Annotated in this window: 23 protein-coding genes and 1 pseudogene; 22 read left to right on the top strand and 2 right to left on the bottom strand. The window is 36.9% G+C overall.

Annotated elements, in window-relative coordinates; all coding sequences use genetic code 11:
- The first annotated feature begins 714 nt into the window (after positions 1-714).
- The 15 genes and pseudogenes from ACLHDF_RS17610 (at position 715) to ACLHDF_RS17540 (ending at position 16,657) form a co-directional block, all read left to right on the top strand.
- Positions 715-2,637, top strand: a pseudogene (locus ACLHDF_RS17610) (beta-galactosidase).
- 90 nt (positions 2,638-2,727) lie between these two features.
- Positions 2,728-4,092 (top strand): glycoside-pentoside-hexuronide (GPH):cation symporter, encoded by a 1,365-nt coding sequence (locus ACLHDF_RS17605; protein ID WP_413919991.1) that lies wholly within the window; start codon positions 2,728-2,730, stop codon positions 4,090-4,092.
- A 118-nt stretch (positions 4,093-4,210) separates the two neighbouring features.
- Positions 4,211-4,456, top strand: coding sequence for a DUF2164 domain-containing protein (locus ACLHDF_RS17600; protein WP_413919990.1), 246 nt, complete (start codon positions 4,211-4,213; stop codon positions 4,454-4,456).
- 153 nt (positions 4,457-4,609) lie between these two features.
- Positions 4,610-4,774 carry a hypothetical protein gene (locus ACLHDF_RS17595; protein ID WP_413919989.1) on the top strand — a complete coding sequence of 55 codons (165 nt, stop codon included), beginning with the start codon at positions 4,610-4,612 and terminating at the stop codon, positions 4,772-4,774.
- A 33-nt stretch (positions 4,775-4,807) separates the two neighbouring features.
- Positions 4,808-5,347, top strand: coding sequence for a hypothetical protein (locus ACLHDF_RS17590; protein ID WP_413919988.1), 540 nt, complete (start codon positions 4,808-4,810; stop codon positions 5,345-5,347).
- A 12-nt stretch (positions 5,348-5,359) separates the two neighbouring features.
- Positions 5,360-5,962 carry a CoA transferase gene (locus ACLHDF_RS17585; protein WP_413920047.1) on the top strand — a complete coding sequence of 201 codons (603 nt, stop codon included), beginning with the start codon at positions 5,360-5,362 and terminating at the stop codon, positions 5,960-5,962.
- Positions 5,963-6,019: 57 nt separating this feature from the next.
- Positions 6,020-6,154 carry a hypothetical protein gene (locus tag ACLHDF_RS17580; RefSeq protein ID WP_413919987.1) on the top strand — a complete coding sequence of 45 codons (135 nt, stop codon included), beginning with the start codon at positions 6,020-6,022 and terminating at the stop codon, positions 6,152-6,154.
- A gap of 169 nt (positions 6,155-6,323) precedes the next feature.
- Positions 6,324-6,521: an IDEAL domain-containing protein gene (locus ACLHDF_RS17575; protein ID WP_013082792.1), complete on the top strand. Its 198-nt coding sequence runs from the start codon at positions 6,324-6,326 to the stop codon at positions 6,519-6,521.
- A 226-nt stretch (positions 6,522-6,747) separates the two neighbouring features.
- A complete protein-coding gene (locus tag ACLHDF_RS17570; RefSeq protein WP_413919986.1) occupies positions 6,748-7,167 on the top strand; it encodes a universal stress protein in 420 nt (139 codons plus the stop codon).
- A gap of 532 nt (positions 7,168-7,699) precedes the next feature.
- The gene (locus ACLHDF_RS17565; protein WP_413919985.1) at positions 7,700-11,053 is read left to right on the top strand and encodes a glycosyltransferase; all 3,354 of its coding nucleotides are present in this window, start codon (positions 7,700-7,702) and stop codon (positions 11,051-11,053) included.
- A gap of 369 nt (positions 11,054-11,422) precedes the next feature.
- Positions 11,423-12,799: a sensor histidine kinase gene (locus tag ACLHDF_RS17560; protein ID WP_413919984.1), complete on the top strand. Its 1,377-nt coding sequence runs from the start codon at positions 11,423-11,425 to the stop codon at positions 12,797-12,799.
- Position 12,800: 1 nt separating this feature from the next.
- On the top strand, positions 12,801-13,481 hold the full coding sequence (locus ACLHDF_RS17555; protein ID WP_413919983.1) for a response regulator transcription factor: 681 nt from the start codon (positions 12,801-12,803) through the stop codon (positions 13,479-13,481).
- Between the two features lie 119 nt (positions 13,482-13,600).
- Positions 13,601-13,933, top strand: a complete 333-nt coding sequence (locus ACLHDF_RS17550) for a metal-sensitive transcriptional regulator (RefSeq protein WP_335389186.1) — start codon at positions 13,601-13,603, stop codon at positions 13,931-13,933.
- Positions 13,934-13,946: 13 nt separating this feature from the next.
- Positions 13,947-14,153: a copper chaperone CopZ gene (gene copZ / locus ACLHDF_RS17545; RefSeq protein WP_413919982.1), complete on the top strand. Its 207-nt coding sequence runs from the start codon at positions 13,947-13,949 to the stop codon at positions 14,151-14,153.
- 86 nt (positions 14,154-14,239) lie between these two features.
- On the top strand, positions 14,240-16,657 hold the full coding sequence (locus ACLHDF_RS17540) for a heavy metal translocating P-type ATPase (RefSeq protein ID WP_413919981.1): 2,418 nt from the start codon (positions 14,240-14,242) through the stop codon (positions 16,655-16,657).
- Positions 16,658-16,772: 115 nt separating this feature from the next.
- On the opposite strand, the gene ACLHDF_RS17535 is transcribed toward ACLHDF_RS17540, so the two are convergent.
- Positions 16,773-17,201, bottom strand: a complete 429-nt coding sequence (locus tag ACLHDF_RS17535) for a hypothetical protein (RefSeq protein WP_413919980.1) — start codon at positions 17,199-17,201, stop codon at positions 16,773-16,775.
- A 213-nt stretch (positions 17,202-17,414) separates the two neighbouring features.
- On the opposite strand from ACLHDF_RS17535, the gene ACLHDF_RS17530 reads away from it, so the two are divergent.
- The 4 genes from ACLHDF_RS17530 to ACLHDF_RS17515 all read left to right on the top strand — a co-directional run bounded on the left by ACLHDF_RS17530 (position 17,415) and on the right by ACLHDF_RS17515 (position 20,416).
- A complete protein-coding gene (locus ACLHDF_RS17530) occupies positions 17,415-17,972 on the top strand; it encodes a DUF1541 domain-containing protein (RefSeq protein WP_413919979.1) in 558 nt (185 codons plus the stop codon).
- 193 nt (positions 17,973-18,165) lie between these two features.
- A complete protein-coding gene (locus tag ACLHDF_RS17525; RefSeq protein ID WP_413919978.1) occupies positions 18,166-19,473 on the top strand; it encodes an MFS transporter in 1,308 nt (435 codons plus the stop codon).
- Positions 19,474-19,767: 294 nt separating this feature from the next.
- Positions 19,768-19,947 (top strand): hypothetical protein, encoded by a 180-nt coding sequence (locus ACLHDF_RS17520; RefSeq protein ID WP_413919977.1) that lies wholly within the window; start codon positions 19,768-19,770, stop codon positions 19,945-19,947.
- Between the two features lie 148 nt (positions 19,948-20,095).
- Entirely contained in the window at positions 20,096-20,416 is a 321-nt protein-coding gene (locus tag ACLHDF_RS17515; protein ID WP_413919976.1) for a 2Fe-2S iron-sulfur cluster-binding protein, read from the top strand.
- A 305-nt stretch (positions 20,417-20,721) separates the two neighbouring features.
- Here the strand turns inward: ACLHDF_RS17515 and ACLHDF_RS17510 are convergent, their stop codons facing one another.
- Positions 20,722-21,288 (bottom strand): peptidoglycan-binding domain-containing protein, encoded by a 567-nt coding sequence (locus ACLHDF_RS17510; protein ID WP_413919975.1) that lies wholly within the window; start codon positions 21,286-21,288, stop codon positions 20,722-20,724.
- A 540-nt stretch (positions 21,289-21,828) separates the two neighbouring features.
- Here ACLHDF_RS17510 and ACLHDF_RS17505 point away from each other — a divergent pair.
- From ACLHDF_RS17505 to ACLHDF_RS17495, 3 genes are all read left to right on the top strand, one after another.
- A complete protein-coding gene (locus tag ACLHDF_RS17505) occupies positions 21,829-22,821 on the top strand; it encodes a YibE/F family protein (RefSeq protein WP_413920046.1) in 993 nt (330 codons plus the stop codon).
- Positions 22,818-23,594 (top strand): YibE/F family protein, encoded by a 777-nt coding sequence (locus tag ACLHDF_RS17500; RefSeq protein ID WP_413919974.1) that lies wholly within the window; start codon positions 22,818-22,820, stop codon positions 23,592-23,594. Before ACLHDF_RS17505 ends, ACLHDF_RS17500 begins: the two co-directional genes overlap by 4 nt.
- A gap of 374 nt (positions 23,595-23,968) precedes the next feature.
- Positions 23,969-24,319: an ArsR/SmtB family transcription factor gene (locus ACLHDF_RS17495; RefSeq protein ID WP_195780367.1), complete on the top strand. Its 351-nt coding sequence runs from the start codon at positions 23,969-23,971 to the stop codon at positions 24,317-24,319.

Raw genomic sequence — 24,319 nt, 5'->3', positions numbered from 1 at the left:
AAGGCGAAGACTTCTGCGGGAAAGGCGAACTAGGTGAGACCCCGCAGGAGCGTAAGCGACGAGGAGACTCATCGGCTGCCCGCGGAAAGCAAAGTCTTGCACGAAAATCAACAAAGGTGTAACAAGCAATTTATACTAGCTCATTTATCTAATTTATTCGTCTTTAGATTGAATTGATTTAGTTATGTCTCAATTTCTTTTATGCGAATACTTCAAAACATATACATAAATGATATGTTTGTGTGTTGATAATGGTAAAAAATCGCTACATAATTTTTGCTATTTTATAGATGAGTCAAATGGCTCTTACTAATTGATAGATAACATGTGTGAAAGAAATAACTTTTAACGATTATTTTATTAGCAATTTATTACCTAAATGTGGATATGGGAGTTACGATGGAAGGTACATGAAAGGATTATAAAAACATTTGTCTTTGTAAGCGTTTTATCTATTGTTTTAATAAAGAGCAAAAAAAGGATGTTTTTCTCTATTTTTTTACCATTGAATATTTGGAATAAAGTTCATAAAATAAACTTGTAAGCGTTTTAAAAGCATTGAAAATATCTCAGTTGAAAGTTAAATAGAGAATTAGTTATGAAGAAAGGAAATGTTCTTTTTTTTGCTTTCGATTATCGTTTCCGAGTATACCCTAACAATTAGAAGCAATCATTCATTTAATGAAATAAAGAAATAGATAGGAGTAGAGAAAAATGTACATCGGTGTCGATTATTACCCTGAACATTGGCCAGAGAATATGATGGAAGAAGATATTCAAGGTATTAAAGAGTTAGGATCAAATATGGTGAGAATAGGAGAATTCGCTTGGCATCTTATGGAGTCTAAAGAAGGACAATATGATTTTTCTTTTTTTGATAGCGCTATCAAAAAGCTCAAAAAACAGAATATTGATGTTATGTTTGGTACTCCTACGGCAACTTTTCCGGCTTGGCTTGCGAAGAAACATCCTTCTGTTTTATCAAAAGATGAAAACGGGGCGATCAGAGCATTTGGAGGAAGACGTCAATAGTGTTTTAATTCTCCTCTTTACCGGAAGTATAGTGCTCAGATTACAGAGCAATTAGTAAAGCGCTACTGCTCAGAAGAAGCAATCGTAGCATGGCAGGTTGACAATGAATTTGGCCATGAAGGCAGTGATATGTGTTACTGCGAACAATGTCATAAAGAGTTTCAGCAGTTTTTGGAAAGAAAATATGAAGATATTAATAAGTTAAATGAAAAGTATGGCACTATTTTCTGGGGACAAACATATAACGACTTTACTGAAGTGCCTATGTCTGTAAAAACAATTAAGACACACAGCCCTTCGTTAAAGCTGGACTGGGCGCGCTTTCGCTCTTTTTCATTAAACAGATATGCTCACGAACAAACAGCAATTGTCAGGAAATATAAAGGTGATCACCAACTGGTGACAACGAACGTATCAGGAGGCTTTTTTGATAAATGGTTTGATCACGAAGAAAACCTAGAAGTAATGGACTTTGTATCCTATGACAATTATCCGGTATGGGGCGGTCAAACAGAGCCGATTACCCCGGCTCATATTGCACTAGGGCATGATTTTAATAGAGGTTTGTTACATAAAAGCTTCTGGATTGTAGAGGAATTAATGGGCGCTCAAGGTCATGATGTAATTGGTTATCTTCCGCGACCTAACCAGGCAAAGATGTGGTCTTATCAGGCGTTTGCTCATGGATGCACGGACATGCTGTATTTTCGTTGGCGCGGCATGACAAGAGGAGCTGAGCAATATTGCTATGGAAGACGTTACAAAGAAGTTCAGTCGTTATTTAGTGAAATCGTTAATTACGAACATGTACTGAAATCTGATATTAAATCGGATGTGGCCGTTTTATATGATTATGAAAATATATGGTCATGGCGCTTTCAGCAGCAAAGTGAAGGATTTGACTTTATTCAAGAGCTTCTTAGAGGGTATACACCGTTTTATAAGTTAAATACACCTATTGATGTTATTCCTGCTACAAGAGATTTTTCAAGTTATAAAGTACTGGTTGTTCCCGCTTTGCAAATAATTGATGAAGAACTAGGCGGAAGATTTACTGAATTTACAGAAAACGGTGGCGTGATTATTTTTACTTTTAGAACCGGTATTAAAGATAAACAAAATAACATTCACTTTAAACAGACGCTGCCGGGATACGTAAAAGAGATAACAGGGATTGAAATTCATGAAGTGGAAGCACTGTCTTCTACTCAAAAAGCAGCCATCAAAGGAAGCGGACAGTATGAAGGAGAACAGTCAACTGCGTCCGTGTGGAGAGATATTATCACGCCTGTAACAGCTGAAGTGCTGTATGAGTATGATGATCCATTTTATAATCAAGCGGCAGTAACGAGAAATCAGTTTGGGCGCGGAACGGCTTATTATGTAGGCTGCGGAATTGAGGAACAGACTTTTGAAAAAATTGCGCTTGATATTGTAAAACAACAGCATATTGAGCATACAGAAAGTGAAGAGGGAATTGAAGTATATCCTCGAAAGCTTGGAGAGAAGAGTTACTACTTCATAATGAATCATACGCAAGAAGTAAAAGTGTTTAGAGATATTGTTCTGCAGCCTTACGAAAGTCGTATTGTAGAAAACGTGTAGTAGCAACAGAAGACTAGAATCTCATAAAGTAATGAGATTCTAGTTGCCAATGATATGAAAGCGTTTTATAGGAGAAGGGAGTCAAGTTATATGAGCATGGGAGTACAGTCAAAAGTTTCTCTGAAAACCGTATTATCATACGGTATGGGGAGCTTTGGAAACAATATTGTTTATGCATTAACAAGTACATATTTAATGATTTTTTATACAGATAGTGTAGGATTAAATGCCGCAGCTGTAGGAACTTTATTTCTTATTGCTAGGATATGGGATGGAATTGCAGACATTATTATTGGAATGATTGTTGATAATACAGAAACGAGATTTGGTAAGTTTAGGCCTTATCTTTTAATAGGCGGATTTTTTGCAGCCGTCGCTACAGTTGCTTGCTTTATTAGTCCTGATCTTTCTCATACAGGAAAATTAATTTATGCTTATATCACCTACATCGCGTGGGGAACAAGCTTTGCCATCATGGATATTCCCTATTGGTCGCTTTCGGCAACGATTACACAAGATGTAAAAGAACGAAATAAAGTAGTAGCTTTCCCTAGAACTATTGCAGCAGTAGGATCTTTATTTGCTAGTTTATTAACTCTTCCATTAGCTCATTATTTCGGAAATTGGTTTATGCTTAGCCTTATTTATGCGTGTATCTTGATGATTACAATGATTATTACATTTTCAGGAGTAAAAGAAACCTATACTGTAAAAAGACAAGAAAAGCAGACGCCAAAAGTAGTTTGGAACTTATTTATTCAAAATAAACCGCTGCGCTATCTGGTCTTCTCAATGCTTTTAGTAGAAACGATTTTAACAATTCGCACTACGTTTTCTATTTACTACTTTAAATACAATTTAAATGCAGAAAATATCGCGTCTCTTTATTTAACCTTATTTTTCACAGCACAAATTTTGGGAGCGATTGCGTCTCCTTTTATTTCAAATAAATTTGGAAAGAAACGTGCAGCGATATGGGGAATTGCGCTAAATGCTGTGGCTACTATCACAATGTTTGTAACTGGTTTCCACGTTATGCCGGTGATGATTTTAAGCTTTTTAGCTTCTTTCGGTGGTGGAGTTAGCAACATTGCTCAAACATCTATGCTTGCTGACTGTGTAGAATACGGCGAATGGAAAACGGGGAACCGAGCAGAAGGAATGGTGTTCTCTACGAATATCTTCAAAACGAAAGTTGCTTCAGCCATGGGCGGAGCAGTAGGCGGGTATATTCTTTCAGCAGTAGGATATATCCCAAATCAAATTCAGTCACACAGCACACTCATTTGGATTGCTTTAATCTTTACGATGATTCCAGGCATTCTCTGCTTGTTATCACTTGTTCCGCTCGCGAAATATGAATTGACTGAAAAGAGATACCTAGAGATTTTACAGGATATGAAAAAGCGTTCAAGCGGTACAAAAGAAAAAACGGCTATGAGAGTGTCTAGCTAATTCACATTAGCATAACCATTGTACACAAAAACAATAAGAAAAAAAGACTGCATTTTCTCGGCTCCTCTTGCTATGATGTCAGGTAGACGGATATCAATGTAAAGAGGAGTTTTTATTTATGTTTATTAATTTTTCAAAAGAAGATAAAGATAAAATGCTGAATGAAATTCAAACGTTCTTTTATAACGAACGAGATGAAGAACTAAGTGAATTTGCAGCGGAAAATGTATTAGAGTTTATTAAAGAGCATATCGGCCCCCACTTTTATAACCAAGCAATTAAAGATGCAGAAGATATTATGAACCAGGTCATGCTTTCTGCTGAAGAAAATTTACATGCATTAAAAAAACCAATTGAAAAGTAATTCAAAAAAGAAAATATGAAGTGGGATAAAAGCGTTTTATGTATAACAACATAAAGCGCTTTTGTTTGTCTATGAAACAAATTATTTGTTCGAACAAGTGATATATGATACATTCATTTTAAGATAATATTAACGTTTACGTAGAGGTTATATTTGGGTGTTTTGATTCAATTCAATGAAGGCATACCTTCAGCAAAAGACAGGGGTGGAAATATTACGTTTTACGGAGAAGATCCAATTGTTCCTAGTACCCTGCGTCTGGCTTCAGCAGCAGCTATTGCACTAGTTGCTAAATCAGTAGCTGTCTCAAAAATTTAGAGAGTACGCGGAGGAAAAGGACAAGATATTCATATGGATTTGCGAAAAGCCATCCGAAGATTATCACCTTTTTACGATAAGAAATGGGAAAAACTTAATGGATATGCGCCAAGTAAAGCGAATGATCCGTATAACCCATTAGGTTTTCGCTTTTATCAAACAAAAGATGACAAATGGGTGATGTCGCTGAATCCATATCCGCGCTCTAAACATGAAACGCTAAAGCTATTAAATTGTATAGAAGACCCTGATGCAGTCGCAAAAGCAATTCGCGAATGGAATGCGGAAGAATTAGAAAAAGCCGCAGCGGAACGAGGAGTTATCATGCCTGTTGTTCGGACAATTGAAGAATTTATGAAAGAGCCTACGTATGAAGAAGTAGCGCAACTTCCATTGATTGAAATTGAAAAGATTGGAGAAAGTGAGCCGATTCCTTTTTCAAAAGATTCTAAAACGCCGCTAGATGGTATTCGAGCATTAGAACTTGGTCATGTTATTGCAGGAGCAGGATTTGGTAGAGCTCTCGCTTTACACGGTGCGGACGTATTAAATATTTGGAAGCCAACGGATTAGGAGCACGATACGATTTACGCTACGTCTAATGTCGGTATGCGCTCTTCAACGCTTGATATTGGTGAAAAAGAAGGAAAAGAAAAAATGGTTGAACTTCTAAAAGGAGCCGATATCTTTTTTGCGAACCGTCGATACGGATTTCTAGAAAGATACGGTTTGACAGGTGAAGAATGTGCGGAACTAAAACCAGGAATCATTCATTGCACCGTTAATTTGCACGGAACGCAAGGAGACTGGGCGAAAAGAAATAGGTTTGATCAAACAGCGGGAAGTGTAACGGGAGCCACGGCGCTAGAAGGATCACCAGAAAATCCTAAGCTGCCTCCTATTGTAGTTGTAAATGATTATGCAGTTTCTTGGTTGCTTGAAGTTGGTGCCTTAATGGCACTAGAAAGAAGAGCAAAAGAAGGAGGCAGCTACCGCGTGCGTGTATCATTAGATCGCGTATCTTTATGGATTTTATCAATGGGCATCTATGACAAAGCGTACGCTCATCAAACAGCTGGTTCCTCAAGGTTCTTCACGTCCAGAGTGGTTGTGATAACAAGAGGCTGGGACAAAAGTATTTTAGTCAAAGTGAAAAACGAACTAATAATCAAAATTATTGATTGTTAGTTCGTTTTTTGTTGTTATGGTGAACGTAGGTTTCATCTGTTTAGTTGCTTTTAGCTGTTGATTGGAGAGCAAGGCGAAGACTCCTGCGGGAAAGGCGGAACAAATGAGACCCCGCAGGAGCGTAAGCGGCGAGGAGGCTCATCGCCCGCCCGCGGAAAGCGAAGTCTTGCACGGAAATCAACAGCGGTGTAACAAGCAGTCCAGAATTTGTCCAATTTGTTTGTCTTTAGATTGGATTGATTTCGTTATGTCTCAATCTCATTTTTTGGGGGTCACATTTAAAATGAAAGATAAGAAAAAATATTTGAATAATTATATGATTTCTTATATAATAGCGAAAAGGATGAGGAGTTGACTTGTAATGGAAAACTATACGTCCCGCAAAATGACACGAGAAGAAGTAAAAGTATCAGATGCGACAGCAGCTCAATTAGTATTAAATAAATCTCTTCGTGACTTTAAAAAAGCGCAGCTTTTACTGCAAATCGATCAGTCTTTAGAAAAAAGAGATAAAGAAACTTTTTTACGTTTAACGGAAGAGTTAAAAGAAGTCTGTTAACTAATCTACCAACATAAACAATCAGCCTTTGCTTTTAGTGAGCAAAGGCTTTTTATATGGAAAAAAACGGATAAATGTTTTGGCTTTTCTGAAAGTGGTAAAAGTATAGTATGGATGATAAGGCAAAAATCAAGAAGTCTCTTACTTTATTATTTTTTGCTTTATCATCTACAACATCTAGGTGGTAATGCATCAAGAAAGAACAAAAAGAGAGAGGGTTCTTTAAATGTATAAAAAAATCTTAGTCGCCTTTGATGGTTCGGCACCTTCTATTCGTGCTCTTAAACATGCAAGTGAACTAGCTAAAAGCGTAAACGCTAATAAGCTGACAATTGTACATATTAAGGAAAGAATTCACTTGCAGCAGCCTGTTTTTAGCGTTGACTTAGATGCGCTGATAGAAGAAGAAAATCGCGACATTTTATCTGAAGCTCACAACCATTTAACTCAATCAGGTATTCCGTATGAGACATACGGTTTAGAAGGCACAGCTTCGAAGAAAATTGTTGAATATGCACATGACAAACACCAAGACGTCATTGTAATAGGAAGTCAAGGGAAGGGCTTCGTTAAAGAAACATTTTTAGGCAGCGTAAGCCACGAAGTTGCTCAATCAGCAGAATGTCCTGTTATCATTGTTAAATAAAAAGCATGTTCTCCTAGGAGAACATGCTTTTTATTATGAGTTAATATGCGTTGCCTTTAAATCGTCTAGTGATTTAGCTGCTTGGAAAATTTCAATAAGGTGAAAACGCAGGGGGTCTTCATGTAATTGTAATACACCACTTTTATCAGAAAGCTTTAAGAAAATGAAAAAATACATGCCTAAATAACTAATAAGACGAGGTAAGACCTAGAAGGAGGTATGGTTGTAAAGCCTTACACTTCCATAAGTTATCTCTAAATTCGATAAATTAGCATATATACCGCCTGATTTACTTCTGTTATCCTTTTGTTTGCAGAAAAACTTATAGTGTCAGATGCACAGGGTTATAAAAGTTTTCGCTCTTTTGAGTATATGACTTTTTACAAAAACAACGCGATCTCTACTCTTTTTTCTACTAACAAAATAAAAAGTGTAGAGAAAGTGATAAAAATACATAGAGGATATAAAAACAGCGGTAGAAACGTTTTTTTCTTTACATAATAGCTAAAAAGGATAGAAAGCAGGTATGCATGTGCAAACAACACCATTCAACAAAAAGAACAGGCGAGGTGAGAAGACGACTGGTTCGCACACGGACAAAAGTAAGAAAAAATTCATTTTTGAGACTAGTTCTCTAAAGCGATGGCATATCATTATAAGTCTATTTATACTCGTAATCATTTTTACTCTTTTTTCAGCTTTTGTTTCAGGCTTAAGCCTTCACTTTAATCCGGTTTTGCCAACATGGGGGACTGAAGAAAAGAATGAATTTTCCACTATTTATCCATCTGATAACGATAGCGGCCAGCTCTCTTCTTTTTCAGAAGATGAGTCTCATAAAAAGTTTTTAGAAAAACGGATTGTGAACAAAGATGATTTTTATGCGTTCTATGTTAATTGGGATAAAAATAGTGAACGTTCATTAAAAAATAATATTGACCAAATTGATGTTCTTGTACCTCAATGGTTTTCATTAAATTCGAACTTGGAATTAAAAAGCAGTATTCAAAAAGATATCGGAGTTTTTGCTAAAAAGCATGATACAAAAATTTTACCGTTGCTGACAAATGAGTCAAATGGAAAATGGGACGAGCAAACGGTTCACCGCTTGCTGCAATCTCCTCAGGAACAATCCAAACTCATACATAATTTACATCATCAAATTAAAGAAAATGGATATGATGGGGTAAATATAGATTTTGAAAATATCAAAAGCAGCGACAGAGATTTACTAACGGACTTTATGAAAAAACTTTATACAGCCTTCCATGAAGATGGGTTAATGGTAACCATGGATGTGCCTCCAGCTAATAAAGTATTCGATTATAGCCGTTTAGAACAGTATAATGACTGTATGATTTTAATGATGTACGATGAACACTTTCAAAGACCGGGTCCTGTTGCTTCATTTTCTTGGTATCAAAACAATTTATCAAAATCATTAAAAGATAAGATGATTGTTAGTCTTGGAAACTACGGATATGACTGGGATGAAAAGAGCAAGCAAGGCGGAGAGGTTGTATCATTTGAAGATGTTATGCGAATGGCTCAAAAAGCCCACTTGAATGTGGAGTGGGATAATAAAAGCAAAACCCCGTATGTAAATTATAAAGATGCAACGGGTGCGCATGAGCTATGGTTTTTGGACAGCGTGACATTTTATAACCAGTGGAAAGCCGCTTCATCAAGCGGTGCTAAAGGAGTTGCTTTGTGGAGGCTGGGAACGGAAGACCCATCTGTATGGGATGTAGTAAAAGGACATAAAGTAAGTGAGATTCAGACTGTTAAAAATGGCGAAGTTGCTTACAATTATGGAGAAGGAAGCATACTTCATGCAAAAACAGAGGCTTCTCCCGGGGAAAAACGTTTTGCTTTTGATTCGAAAGGATTTATTTCAGGGGAAGAGTACACAGCAATGCCGCAAGCTCCTGAGATTGAGCGGCTAAGCAAAATATTTAACAAAGAAATTGTTTTGACATTTGATGATGGGCCAGATCCTGAATACACAGAGGAAATTTTAAAAATTTTAAAAGCCTACGATGTCAAAGCTACTTTCTTTATGATTGGTGAAAATGCAGTATTTCATCAAGATATTGTTAAAGAAGTATATGAAGATGGTCATGAAATTGGAAATCATACGTTTTCCCATCCAAATACAATCAATATTTCTAAAAATCAGCTAAAGTATGAAGTAAATGCAACAGAACGAGTCATTCAAGGTATAACTGGTCATTCATCTATTTTATATCGTCCCCCGTATGGAGATAATCAAAACACTTACAATGGTTATGATGAATCGGTATATGACCCAGCTTCATTTCAAAAAATGGCGGATACGACGAAGATGGGATATATAACTGTTAACTACGATATTGATTCGAGTGACTGGAAAGCTAAAAATAGTAAAGAGATTGTAAACCGTGTGATGAAGCAAGCAGAGAACGGTGATATTATCTTACTTCATGATGGAGGAGGAAACCGAGAAGCAACAGTAGAAGCACTGCCTCAAATCATTGAAAAGCTGCAGGCGCAAGGGTATACATTTGTAACAGCAGGGGATTTGACGAACAAAAGCAGGGAAAGTACAATGCCCGCCGTTTTAAAAGCAGAGAATCCGATTATTCAAAACATCAAATTGATTCTAGCGAATATTGCTGCGTTACATACTGGTTTTTTCGTTTTGTTTTATGGAACATTAATTGTATTTACGCTGCGTTTGCTTATTATATTTTATCTCGCTCTTAAACATAAAAGAAAAGCTAACAAACTCCAGTTTGATGCTTCATATCAGCCTTTAGTCACCGTAGTCATCGCTGCATACAACGAAGAGAATGTCATAAACAGGACAATCAAATCGGTATTAAAGAGTTCATATCAAAATCTTGAGATTATTATGGTTGATGATGGTTCAACAGATGGTACATCAAAGGCTGTTACTGAAGCTTTTAGAGACAATGACAAGTTTCGCCTCCTTCGAAAAAAAAATGGAGGAAAGGCTGCGGCTATCAATTTGGGTATCCAAAAAGCACAAGGAGATATTATTGTGTCAATCGATGCCGATACTATTATTTCACCTGAAGCTATATCACTTATGGTGAGACACTTTGACGATGACAAAGTAGGAGCGGTGTCGGGGAACATTAAAGTGGGAAATGTCCGTAATTTATTAACAACATGGCAGCATATTGAATATGTGTCAGGTTTTAATTTAGAGAAACGAGCTTTTTCCATGCTTAATTGTGTGACGGTTGTCCCAGGTGCAATAGGAGCATGGCGGAAAAAACTTGTTCAAGAATTAGGATATTTTACGGCCGATACATTAGCTGAAGATACAGACATGTCTCTGCGTATATTACGCAGCGGTTATAAAATTTCAATTGAAGAGAAAGCAAGTGCGTATACAGAAGCACCGGAAAAGCGTAAAGATTTTCTCAAACAGCGCCATCGCTGGAATTTTGGAACTTTACAATGCTTGTGGAAGCACAAAAGAGCTTTTGGAGGGCGCAAGCATAAAGCATTAGGCTTCATGGCTCTTCCTAATATGCTGCTGTTTCAATTCATTTTTCCTTTATTTGCACCATTTCTAGACCTTTTATTTGTTTTGAGGCTATGTACTGGAGATGTTAAACATTCGATTCTTCTATACGGCTGCTACTTCATTGTTGATTTTCTTGTTTGTTTAGTGGCTTTTAGATTAGAGCGAATAAGCAGTAAACCATTGATCGCTCTAGTGATACAAAGAATTGTCTATCGCTACTTATTACTATGGGTAGCCTGGAAGGCAGTTTTAGCCGCATTAAAAGGAACAAAAGTAGGATGGAACAAATTAAAACGCTCCGGAAATTTGCAAGTAACAAGAGACAGTTCAGCTGAGAGAACTGGATGAAATTATACTATTTAACGAGGTTAATTAGCTTTTGCTGATTAACCTTTCTTTAATTGAAGAAGTAGTGAAGGGTTGGCTTAATAAAGATAGTTAAAAGAACCTTCGTTTTTACGTGTATCAATAGGGATCATTCAACATCCCTTTCTTGTTCTTTGAAAAGCCGTTCTGTGTACGTACGTATCAGTGTACCTATGGTAAAATGTCAGAGAATAACGCTTATTTGACCAATCGAGTACAGCTGTACCAACAAAGGAAGCTTCTTCTCAGAAAATTTTTCATAGAATAAAGACAATTATTTTGTGAAGCATTTTTATTCTGCACAGTTTCTTCAATTATTATTTCTATAATGAAAGCAAGGGATGTGAATAAATGAATAGAATTTCTATTAAGCTTGGACTCTTGTTTTTAATGTTCATGTTACTAGTTGAAGCCGCTCTCTTTTTTTACTTATATAGCGGTCTTGCTAACACTAGAATTTCAGAAGAACTACAAAGCCTACGTCTAAGAGGAAACAGTCACCGGGAAGTATTGGAAAAGCATCATGATTCAGCTACGCTTAGCCATGTTGCACTGATGGAATCCGAAGCAGAAACTGATGTTGTCATAACAGATAAATCTGGAAAAATTATTAGTTCGTCTAGGCCTTTAATTCGAGGTGCAAGAAAAGCAGTAGAAGAATGGAAAGGAAAGTCTCTTACATATAAAGGTGAAATTATGCAAGGCGACTGGAAAAGCAAACCTTATATCGCCACCGCATCACCTATTAAAAAAGGTCATCAGCAGTTTGGAACGGTTTATATGTTCAAAAACACAAATGATATTCATGAAATGATCGCGAGGCTTCAGCATCATTTTTACGTGGCAGGAGCTGTTTCCATTTTATTTTCAATTGTAACTATTTTTGCCCTGTCTAAATTTATAACCGCTCCTTTAATCAAGATGAAAAAAGCAACAGAGAAGCTGAGTCAAGGAGATTTGTCTGTGAAACTTGGTGCTCATTCAAGAGATGAACTAGGCCAATTAGGAATGTCCATTCAATCGCTAGCTAACGAGCTGCAGCGGTTACGAAAAGAGCGAAATGAATTTTTAAGCAGCATTTCACATGAACTTCAAACGCCTTTGATGTATTTAAAAGGCTATGCGGACGTAGCAAGACGACCTTCTAATCGACCGGAAGAACGTGATAAATATCTTGCTATTGTGGAGGAAGAAGCGGAAAGAATTTCACAGTTAGTCAAAGATTTGTTTCAGCTGGCGCAGCTCGATCAGCATACATTTTTTATCCAAAAACAAAAAGTAGAACTAGCTACATATTTGCACACCATATGTGCGCATTTTAATTTAGCTTTAAAAGAAAAGGAGATGGAGTTGGATATAAGCTGTTCGCAAGGCCTTTACATCTCAATAGATCCTGAAAGATTTCAGCAAGTAATTATCAATTTACTTGATAATGCAATGAAATATTCAAAAGAAGGGACCGAAATTGATTTAGTTGTAAAAAAATCAGCTAGATCATTAATAATAACACTTAAAGATCAAGGGATAGGTATTCCAGAAAAAGATTTACCTTATATATTTGACAAGCTGTATCGAGTAGAAAAATCTCGCTCGAGAAAAAGCGGAGGATACGGGTTAGGCTTATCGATTGTAAAAGAGATTGTGGAAGCTCATGGAGGAGAAATAACGATCACAAGTGAGACAGGAAAAGGAACAGCTGTAGAGATTGTATTAAGAGAGGATGAATAGGATGACAACCGTTTTATTAGTGGATGATGAAGTAAGGATGCTAGATCTACTAGAACTTTATCTACTACCAAATGGATTTACATGTATAAAATTTGAAACAGGCACAGACGCGCTACACTATCTTTGTGAAGGTAACAAAGCAGATTTGATGTTATTAGATATTATGATGCCAAGCCGAGATGGGTGGGAGATTTGTCAAGAAGTAAGGAAAATGTCTGATCTACCGGTCATTATGCTCACAGCCCGCAGCCAAACGTTAGATGTAGTAAAAGGATTAAATATGGGGGCAGACGACTATATTACTAAACCGTTTAGTGAAGAAGAATTAGTTGCACGTATTAGTGCAGTTCTTAGACGTTCATCAAAAGAAAAAAACGAAATCACCTACAAAGGGTTAGTATGGAGCAAGGAAGACCACGTATTAAAATATAAAAATCAGCACATTCAAGTAACGCCCAAAGAGTTTGAGTTAGTGGGGCTACTTCTTCAGCATTTAAATCGTGTGTTCAGCCGAGATGACTTGCTTATGTTAGTGTGGGGATATGAGACCGAGATTGGAGATCGCACCATTGACTCTCATGTGCGAAACGTTCGGGATAAGCTTAGAAAAGCGGGCTTTCCTGTAGACGAATACTTGCAAACCGTATGGGGAATAGGCTATAAGTGGGTTGATGTTGGTTGAAAATGATATGAGCATAGCCATTGAAATTAGTGAAAAGATAAAGTAAGCAGAAGTGATCTTTTTCCTTTACATAGGGTAGGGGGGTATAGTATCATGAAACCATGAAGGGAGGACGTTAAATGGTCGAAGCCAATCACATGAATAGTGAAGAAAAATGTTGTACGATAAATAGTGAAAGAAAAAGTCACCATTCTCCAGAAGTTAAAAAAAATCTAACAAGCCGATTAAATCGAATTGAAGGTCAAATTCGAGGGATTAAAGGATTAATTGAAAAAGATACGTATTGTGACGACGTGATTACTCAAATCGCAGCCGCGCAGTCTGCTTTAAATAGTGTAAGTAAAATTTTGCTTGAAGGTCACTTGAAGCATTGCATTGTAGAACGCGTGCAAGATGGTGATAAAGAAGTAGTAGATGAATTATTAACAACCATTAAACGATTAATGAAATAAAGGAGTGCTAGAAATGGAAAATGTAACATTATCAGTACAAGGAATGTCTTGCGGTCATTGTGTCAAAGCGGTTGAAGGAGGCGTAGGCGAACTTAATGGCGTTAAAAGCGTTGAAGTAAGCTTAGAAGAGGCAAAGGTAACAGTTGCATTTGATCCGAGTCAAGTAACGATTGAAGCTATTAAAGAAGCTATTGATGACCAAGGTTATGACGTATTATAAAACCACATCGCGTGCGAATATCTTCGCACGCTTGATTTAGGAAAAAAATATACCCCTTATAGGTATATAACAGGAGGCGAAACGTAATGAGTGAGAAACAAAAAGAAGCCACCTTGCAAATTACGGGTATGACATGTGCGGCGTGTTCAAACCGAATTGAAAAAGGGTTAAAAAAAATAGAAGGCGTAAAAGAAGCAAGCGTAAATTTGGCTTTAGAAAGATCCACTATCATATTTGATCCGTCTAAAACAAGTCCCCAGGCTTTTGAAGAAAAAATCGAAAAGCTTGGGTACGGAGTTGTAAGTGAAAAAGCCGAATTTTCAATTACGGGCATGACGTGTGCCGCTTGTTCAACTCGAATTGAAAAAGGGTTAAACAAATTAGAAGGCGTGACAAAGGCAACCGTTAATCTTGCTTTAGAAACGGCTTCTGTTGAATACAGCCCTTCTCAAATTGCTCCGCAGGATATAACACAGCGAGTTGAAAAACTTGGATACGGAGCAAAGCTAAAGTCGGAAGAAAAAGAAGAAGAGCAAAGCTACCGAGAAAAAGAAATAAACAAACAAAAAGGCAAGTTTTGGTTTTCTTTTATTTTAAGCGTACCGTTATTATGGGCAATGGTTAGCCATTTTACGTTTACGTCATTTATTCCTTTACCTCATATGCTAATGAATCCATGGGTTCAGCTCGCTTTAGCTACGCCTGTTCAATTTGTGGTAGGGAAGCAATTTTATGTAGGCGCATTTAAAGCCCTGCGTAACAAAAGTGCCAATATGGATGTTTTAGTAGCGCTAGGCACAAGCGCAGCTTATTTCTATAGTCTATACTCTTCTCTTAAATCGCTTGGGTCATCTGCTCATACAGCTCAGCTTTACTATGAAACGAGTGCTATATTAATTACGCTGATTCTTTTAGGGAAATTATTTGAAGCAAATGCCAAAGGCCGTTCTTCAGAAGCAATTAAAAAGATGATGGATTTACAAGCCAAAACGGCCGTTGTATTAAGAGACGGAGCGGAAGTTGAAATTCCTGTGGAAGAAGTGCAAAAAGGCGAAGTTATTTTTATTAAACCCGGTGAAAAAGTACCTGTAGATGGAGAGATTATTGAAGGACAATCAGCTTTAGATGAGTCCATGCTGACAGGTGAAAGCGTACCGATAGATAAAAATATTGGAGATAAAGTAATTGGAGCCACACTCAATAAAAATGGTTTTCTAAAAATAAAAGCTACGAAGGTTGGAAGAGAGACGGCGCTTGCACAAATTATTAAAGTAGTAGAAGAAGCGCAAGGGTCTAAAGCGCCTATTCAGCGATTAGCTGATTATATCTCAGGTATATTCGTGCCAATTGTAGTCGGTATTGCTCTTCTCACTTTCTTTGTTTGGTATATCTGGATTGTGCCTGGCGAATTTGCACCGGCTTTAGAAAAGCTTATTGCCGTATTAGTGATTGCGTGTCCATGTGCGTTAGGCTTAGCTACTCCAACTTCCATTATGGCCGGGTCGGGCCGCGCCGCGGAATTTGGTATTTTGTTTAAAGGCGGCGAGCATTTAGAAGCAACGCATAAAGTCGTTACGATTCTTTTAGATAAAACGGGAACTGTTACAAATGGAACCCCCGAGCTAACCGATGTACGTATTGCACAAGGATACAAAGAAAATGAGCTATTACAGTTAGTTGCATCCGCTGAGCGTTTATCGGAGCATCCTCTAGCTCAAGCCCTCGTAGCAGGTATAAAAAATAAAGGTATAGAGATTCAAGACCCGTTATCTTTTGAAGCTATTCCAGGCTATGGGGTAAGGGCAACTGTACAAGAGCGAGAGCTGTTAGTAGGAACAAGAAAGCTTATGAACCAACATAAAGTGAACGTTGATACAGCTTTAGAAGAAATGACAAATTTAGAACGGGAAGGAAAAACGGCTATGCTTGTTGCTGTTGACGGGGAATATGCCGGCATGCTTGCTGTTGCAGACACCATTAAACTGACTTCTAAAGAAGCAGTTTCTAGGTTAAAAGAAATGGGCTTAGAAGTGATGATGATTACAGGAGATAATCGTCAAACAGCGCAGGCTATTGCAATGCAAGCGGGTATTGAGCACGTTATAGCAGAAGTGTTACCAGAAGGGAAAGCAGAAGAAGTAAAAAAGCTTCAGCAGCAAGGTAAAAAAGTCGCAATGGTAGGAGATGGTATTAATGACGCTCCTGCACTAGCGTTAGCTGATATTGGAATGGCCATCGGAACAGGAACGGACGTAGCGATGGAAGCCGCCGATATTACGCTAATGCGAGGAGACTTGATGAGCATTGCAGATGCGATTGAAATGAGTAGAAAAACAATCTCTAATATCAAGCAAAACTTATTTTGGGCAATGGGCTACAATACGCTCGGTATTCCAATTGCAGCTGTTGGGCTGTTAGCACCCTGGGTTGCTGGAGCCGCGATGGCTTTTAGTTCTGTATCTGTTGTATTAAATGCGCTGCGCTTGCAGAAAGTGAGGCTATAAGGTATGAAAAAGTGGATCATCTCAGCTATTTTGTACGTGCTTGTAGTAATAGCGGTATATGCTGTGTGGGAAATATAAAGTGGAAAGTATTAGAGCTGATGAAAAAACAAAGCTGCTAAAGAATATTCTTTAGCAGCTTTGTTAGGTGTAAGGAATTTTTTTGGTTTAATTCATATCCTATAAGGTGGAGGTCCTCGGGATGCTTTTGATGAGCAATTAACACATCGCGTCCATCATCCATAATCCAGATGAAATAATGACGGCTAGAACCATCTTCATAGGTGATGGTCATTTTACAATCAATGCTCCCAGCCGATTCTTCATCCAAGAGAAGTTTCATGCGCTGTGCCTTTTTTATACTGTCGGTAAATGCGTTCATATCCTGTTCATCGATAAAAGTTTTGAGCGTTTTCATTTTAATGGACGTTACTTCTATCTTTTGTACGCTAGAGGGAGGCTTCGGGTGTGCGGAAGCAAGGGGGACTCCAGTCACCAAGCAAACTGTAAGTAAGAGTGAGGACAGAGCAAAGCGTATTTTTAGCATGTTTCTTTCCTCCTTTTATTTTTATACTTTCTCCTTGTGGTAAGTGATTCATACGCAGGCCTTTTTAGGCAAAGGAATTCTTTTTACCAAACTACTCGTATCTTCACAAAATCTGCACAAAGTCTGGCTACAATAAAGAAAAGGATATCTATCATTTCAATAGATTAAGGAGTTCTTTAATAGAAATTTATAATGTGGAAAAGAGGGACTGTTATGAAAAAACAGCTATTTATTCTTGGTGCATCTGTCATTATTGGACTAAGCGGATGTGGAAACGATTCTAGTCATGAAAAGCCTTCAGCGGATAAGAACGAATCTATGCATGACCATTCAGAAATGAATCACTCTAGTTCTGGCGAGATTCCAAAAGGATTAAAGAAAGCTTTATCTCCAACATATAAAGTTGGAGATAAAGCTGTTATAAAAGCTAATCATATGAAAGGCATGAACGGGGCTGAGGCAACGATTGCCAGTGCTTACGACACTACCGTCTATACCGTTTCGTATACGCCAAAGACTGGCGGAGAAAAAGTGGAAAATCATAAGTGGGTTATTCAAGAAGAAATAAAAGGTGCGGGTAATGAGCCTTTAAAGCCAGGTAGCGAAGTGACGCTTGAAGCAGATCACATGAAAGGTATGAACGGAGCAAAAGCAACGATTGATTCAGCCGAAAAAACAACGGTATATATGGTAGATTACACACCGACTACAGGCGGAGAAAAAGTGAAAAATCACAAGTGGGTAACCGAAAGTGAACTTTCAACAAAATAGACTGTTAGCGAAAAAAGCTTACGAATAGATTGATTCGTAGGCTTTTTGTTTGCTTCTTGTTTTTATGTTTGATAATAATGAATTTTTTGCACGATGTATGAAGAAAGCTCATGTTTCTTTCAAAAAGAGTTGTGGTATTAAGTAGAATGCTGCGGTAATAAAATGAACAAACTACTGATGAAAGGAGCTAGCTATGAGTGAATATACAGTAAAGCGAATAGGACGCACACGATGGTTCATTTCATCTTTGTTAAGCAGTATGATTATTTTAAATTATTTTGATCGTGTAGCGGTGTCGGTAGCCGCTCCTGCAATACAAGATGCATTTCACTTAACCGGAACAGAACTCGGAATTGTTTTTTCTATTTATACATATTCTTATACGATCATGCAAATACCTGCCGGAAGCTTGCTTGATCGGTTCGGAGTAGCATGGGTGACAAGAGTCGGTATGGTAATTTGGAGTTTATTAACGATGTCGATGGCTTTTTTGCAAGGAAAACTTCTTCTCTATATCGTCCGATTTTTAATAGGGATAATGAGCGCTTCGGCTTTTCCCGCAGCGTCAAAAGCTACGTCGCTATGGTTTCCTCCAAACGAAAGAAGCTTACCAAATTCTTTGTTTGATTCAGCTGCCAAATTTTCAAATGTAATTGGTGCGCCTCTTGTAGCGTTTCTCATTACAAAATTTGATTGGCGCACAGCGTTTTTATCCATTGGAATTATAAACGTACTGTTTACGCTACTGTTTTGGTTTTATTACGAAAAACCAGAAAATCATAGACGCATATCAGATGATGAGTTGAAGTATATCCAAGAAAATAATCTAAGTGCGAACGATGAGCAAACATCAAAATTTTTACATACCTTAAAAATATTATTTACAAATCGAAAAGTCTGGGGGCTAATGATTGGATTTACAGGCTATGGATATACGTTTAACTTACTGTTAACGTGGCTACCAACTTTTTTAAAAGAAAAATACGGTATGGATATCATGTCATCGGGTCTGCTTACGGCAGTACCTTGGCTAATTGCTACATTTGCTGGCATTTTAGTTGGCGGGTGGCTTGTTGATTACCTCATAAAAAAAGGGTATGACAGTCAAAAAGTATATCGAACAATCATTGTCGTAGGATTATGCTTAGGGTTTGTTTTTTTAGGCTCTATTTTCACCCACAGTGTCGTCGTAGCGATGATTTGTATCTCGATTGGACTGGCAGGTATATCTGCAACCGCACCAATCGGCTGGTCTATTTCTGCAGAAATTGCGCCTGCAGGCTCTATTTCTCTTCTCAGTTCTATTGTTAATTTAGCTAATAATTTGTTTGGAGGAATTATAGCTACAGCTTTAACAGGATATCTTTTGGATAAGACAGGTTCTTTTGATCTAAGCTTTATTGTAGCGGGAATTGTATTATTGCTAGGCTTAATTTTTTATATTTATGTGTTAGGCGATATTAAACAAATTAAGATTCCGAAAACCCAACATACAAAGTAAAATCCCGTGACTAGTCATGGGATTTATTTTTGATTATAAATAACGACCTTGCTTATGCGTTTAGTGATGTGGAAAAGCCTAGCCTTCCGAGTTGATACGCTGCTAAAGAAGGAAATAAGGTGAATTTGTTTTTCTGAAACATATGATAGGGATGTATTTTAAAATAGAATTGTTAGTATAGCATGTTCTTAAAAAGGTTAAGATGGTTTTTATAAAGAAATTCTGTGTCTATTTCTGTTATTTCAGCAGAAGTAGATATGAACTACACTATAAAAAATAGAAAGGCAGAGGAACATGAATCATAAAGAAAGTGAACACAATACTGAGTTAAATCAAAGTGATTTGTTAAAGGAGCCTCAACGCGTAGAACTATCTAAGTATCAAATTTTAAAAGCACTGATACCTGTTATTATACTTGGGATTGTAGTTTTAGTTGCCGTATTACAAAACGATGGTCTTCTTAATTGGATTTAGACGTGTAAAAGAGGTCTGTAACGTACATACAGAAGTGGCCACCATTAGAAAGAAGGGGTTGTCACTAATTACAGGCATTCAATAAGAAAAATGTGCATATAGTGTAATTTAAATCGCTTGTATATAATATATGGAAAGAGGGAGATACATGCCAAGAGTAACCGTTTTAGGATACGGAAGTTTTGAAGTAGCAAAAGGAAAAAAGCTTGTCTTGGCACTCGAAGACAACGGTATAAATATTCTTCATCGGTGCGGCGGGAAAGCTAAATGCACGACTTGTAGGGTAGAAGTGCTCGAAGGTGAATATTGTGATTTAACAAACGCAGAGAAAAATGCATACTCAGAAAATTCAATTGAAGATCATTTACGCTTATCTTGCCAAATTCGTGTAAATGAAGATGTTACGGTTCGACCAATACTAACGGTCGAGAGCTCGGGGAGCGAAGCAGGACCTCGACCTGCAGAGTAGTCTTGCAAACGCGAAAAGCAGCGTGCATAATATTTAGCATGCTGTTTTTTTATTTTTACTAAAAAAAGAACAAGAACAGCTGCGGGGAGAAGCAGCTGTTCTTGTTCAAGTAAAATACCTACGGAACGATTCTTTTAAATTATAGTATTTTATAAGACGGATAGTAAATCACTCAAAAGAGGGATTATGTAGGCTTATTTTCTTTATTTTAACATGTGAAGAGACAGAAATTAGTGTGAACAGCGTAGAAGCTCCTTCTTGTTGAAAAGAAGGAGCCTCTTTCCAACCGTTATTTGTAAATAGATTCAATTGGATCCTTCAATCACATCTCCATTTTTATAGATATGATACCACCCAATGGTACCTGATCCCCCTTGGTCCATCCAGTCTTTATTTTTTGCTAAAAATCTATAGTAAGCTTTATCGTTGCTATCTTTTCGCAAGCGGTCGTCTGTACTGAAGACAATGTTGTCACCCAATTCTTTTTTACCGAATGTAATAGCTGTACTGACAGAGAATTGCTTTCTTTCTATCTTGTTTTCATCTAGAGCTGCCCATGTTAAGGGGCCAACAATACCATCTGGAGACAAGTTGTGATCGATTTGAAATTCTTTTACTGCATTTTGTGTTTGCATACCGAAAACGCCATCGACTGATAAGCTATACTTCACATCTTTTAAGCTTTGCTGCAAGTCTCTTACATAGCTAGAGTTAGAACCTTTACGAAGTGTAGGTCTTGTTTCTGCTTTAGCTTCAATTTTTTGTGAGTAGGTATCTTTAGCAGCTGCTCCAGTAGTTGGAGTGCTGAATGTTACGCATGTTGTTACAAGCGTGAGAGTCGAAAGCATGACAAGTGTTTTTTTCGTTAACATGAAATAACCTCCTTGTTTTAGCAACTATTTGTCGCTTTTCATGAGTTTTATAACTAATCAGTAGCTATAAAGTCAATTTATTATAGCGCAGGTAATTTTTTATTTGTTTTTATATTCCTATGATTATATAAGATAGTCATAAAAACCTAGTGAAGTAGATAAATTGTTCTATGTTTTCACCATAATTTCATTTTTCTCTGATACAGTACGGAATGAAAAAACGGTAGGTTTTAGTATCTTTTATACCTACAGTATGTCTTACTGTATGACGCTCAAAATAAACGAACGAAAAGACTGCAAAGGAATTTAGATCTCTTTGCAGTCTCTTCATGTTCAAAAGCTCTGCATTCAAATGATAACCAGAAAGGAAAGTATGTTATGTCTCCTCAGCATATAAGGAATCTTTTTTTGAAAGTAAAGTCCAGCAAATCATCACGTAAGCAAATCTCTATATATATACTAGGAATTTGCTGTTTGTGTATCGTGCTTTTTTTAACAAACCACAATTATTCTCTTTATAAAAAACCGATAGCTGAGGTAGTGAAGACGAATGTTGTAGAACAAAACAAATCTGCTGATTTAAACCATAACAAAGATACCGTGTATTCTCAGAAAATGATTGCTAAAATAATGAACGGAAAATATAAAGGGAAGCTTATCCATTTAGAGAATACGTACTCATACTCAGGTGCTTATGATCAAAAGTACACGGTAGGGACAGATCTTTTTGTCTCCCTAGATAAGAATTCACAGCATGCTCTAAACGGAACGATTGAAGGAGTGAAGCGTGACAAGCAGGTTACCGCTGTCGCGGGTTTATTTATATTAATTTTGCTGGCTATTGGAAAAAAACAAGGTTTTTATTCAATCATTAGCTTGTTTATTAATATCATCCTTTTAATCGGCGCCCTCAATGTATATTTAGCGCTAGGGAATGTGAGCTTGTTAGCTGTATGTATTGTAGCTGTCGTTCTTTTTACGGTTATTTCTTTGTTATTAGTAAGCGGTAATAAAGAAAAAACGCATGTAGCGATTATTTCAACTTTAATAGGTACATTTGTGTCTCTTTTAATTGCATATGGTGTCATGCAACTAACGGATTCCAATGGTCTTCATTATGAAGGAATGGAGTTTGTGACGATTCCTCCTCAAAAAATATTTATGAGTCAGGTATTAATAGGATCTTTAGGAGCTGTCATGGATGTAGCAATTACGATTACTTCTTCTGTTTACGAACTATATGAAAAGAATAAAGAGATAGCGCACAAAAATTTACTGAAATCTGGCAAGGAAATCGGCGGGGACATCATGGGAGCGATGACGAATATTTTATTTTTTTCATATATAAGCGGAACAATCCCAATGGTTCTTCTTTATTTAAAAAATGGTTCTCCTTTAGGATACACATTTTCGATGAATTTCTCGTTAGAGTTAATCCGTGCCCTTACTGGCAGCATTGGCATTGTTTTAACGATTCCAATTACACTCTATCTTTCGATTCTTTTTATTTTTAGAAAGGGGAAAAGAAAGTGAACGTTTTACTATTGCTTGCACTTATTTTATTTATTCTTATGAGTATTGTGGGCGGGAAAAAAGGAATTAGATCTTTCCTTGCTTTGTTCTTGAATTTTGGCGTTATTTTTCTAACCATTCTCTTTATGCTGTCTATAAAAAATACGATTATTGTTACGTTGATAGCTTGCACAATCATTAGCTGCATCAATTTATTTTATATCAATAAATTCAATCATAAAACGCTTGCTGCGTTTGTTTCAACCATCCTTACCTTGGCCGTGTTAGTACTCTTTATTTTTACCATTGAACATCATGCAATGATTCAAGGATTTGGAGAAGAACAGGAAGAAGAAATTAACGCTTTTTCACTTTATGTTGGAATTGACTTTGCTAAAATAGCCATTTGTACAATTATTATGGGTGCCATAGGAGCAATCATTGATATTTCGTTATCTATTTCATCTTCTATGAACGAATTATTTGTTCATGATCCGTCCGTATCTAAAAAAAATCTCTTCAATTCTGGTTTAAAAATCGGAAGAGATATTTTGGGCACCACAACCAATACACTGTATTTTGCTTTTGTAGGCGGTTATTTGACTTTAATTATATGGTTTAAGAGATTGTCGTACTCGTTTGGAGATATCATTAATTCAAAAACCTTTTGTGCAGAAGTCATTTCTATTTTAAGCGGAGGTATCGGTGTAGCCATTATTATTCCGATTACTTCTTGGATTAGTGCCTCTGTTTTTTTACAAAAGAGAGAAAAAGCGAAGCGAGTTCTAAAATAAGCCGATTAATTAAAAAGCTACACCTTAGTTGCTAGTTATAGTCTAACAGTTAAGGTGTAGCTTTTTGTAACAAATTTTAAATGAAAAGACAACTTAACAAGAAATCAGGAATTTCAAAAGGACATGATAGTGTAAAAGGACACTGGCGGGAGCTGTCAGTATAACTTTTATGATAAAGATCGAGGATAATTATCCACTATATAAGTTGTATCTAGTAAAATAAAGTCCAAGAACCAGTCATTATTCGTCCTGTTTTATCCACTTCATTTCTCTAAAAGAGTTGTAAATAATGTAGAAATCAATTATAGTAATGAACGTTAATACATAAGTACATTATTATATATCAATTGAAATGAAGCAGGAGGCGTTCATCAATGAGTACAAAATCTGTAGATAGTATAGAAAAAGCAGCCCAAATTTTAAAGCTGTTAGGAGACAAGACAAGACTTTCGATGCTGAAATTAATAGAGAACAATGAATGCTGTGTATGTGAGTTTGTGGATATTTATCAAGCTAGTCAACCTTCAATCAGTCAGCATTTACGAAAGTTAAGAGATGCTGAACTTGTGAAAGAAAGAAGAAAAGGGCAGTGGATTTTTTATTCTCTTAATAAAGAAAGCCAGTACTATGAGTTTGTTCTTAGCATACTTGAATCTGTACCAAGTCAGGACGAGCGTTTAAAAGAGCTAGAAAAACAAGGACTACGTATTAGTTGTTGTGAATAA

Source organism: Priestia megaterium, from assembly GCF_046599315.1.
Classification (GTDB): Bacteria; Bacillota; Bacilli; order Bacillales; family Bacillaceae_H; genus Priestia; species Priestia megaterium_F.
This window is presented reverse-complemented; position numbering and strand designations above follow the sequence as displayed.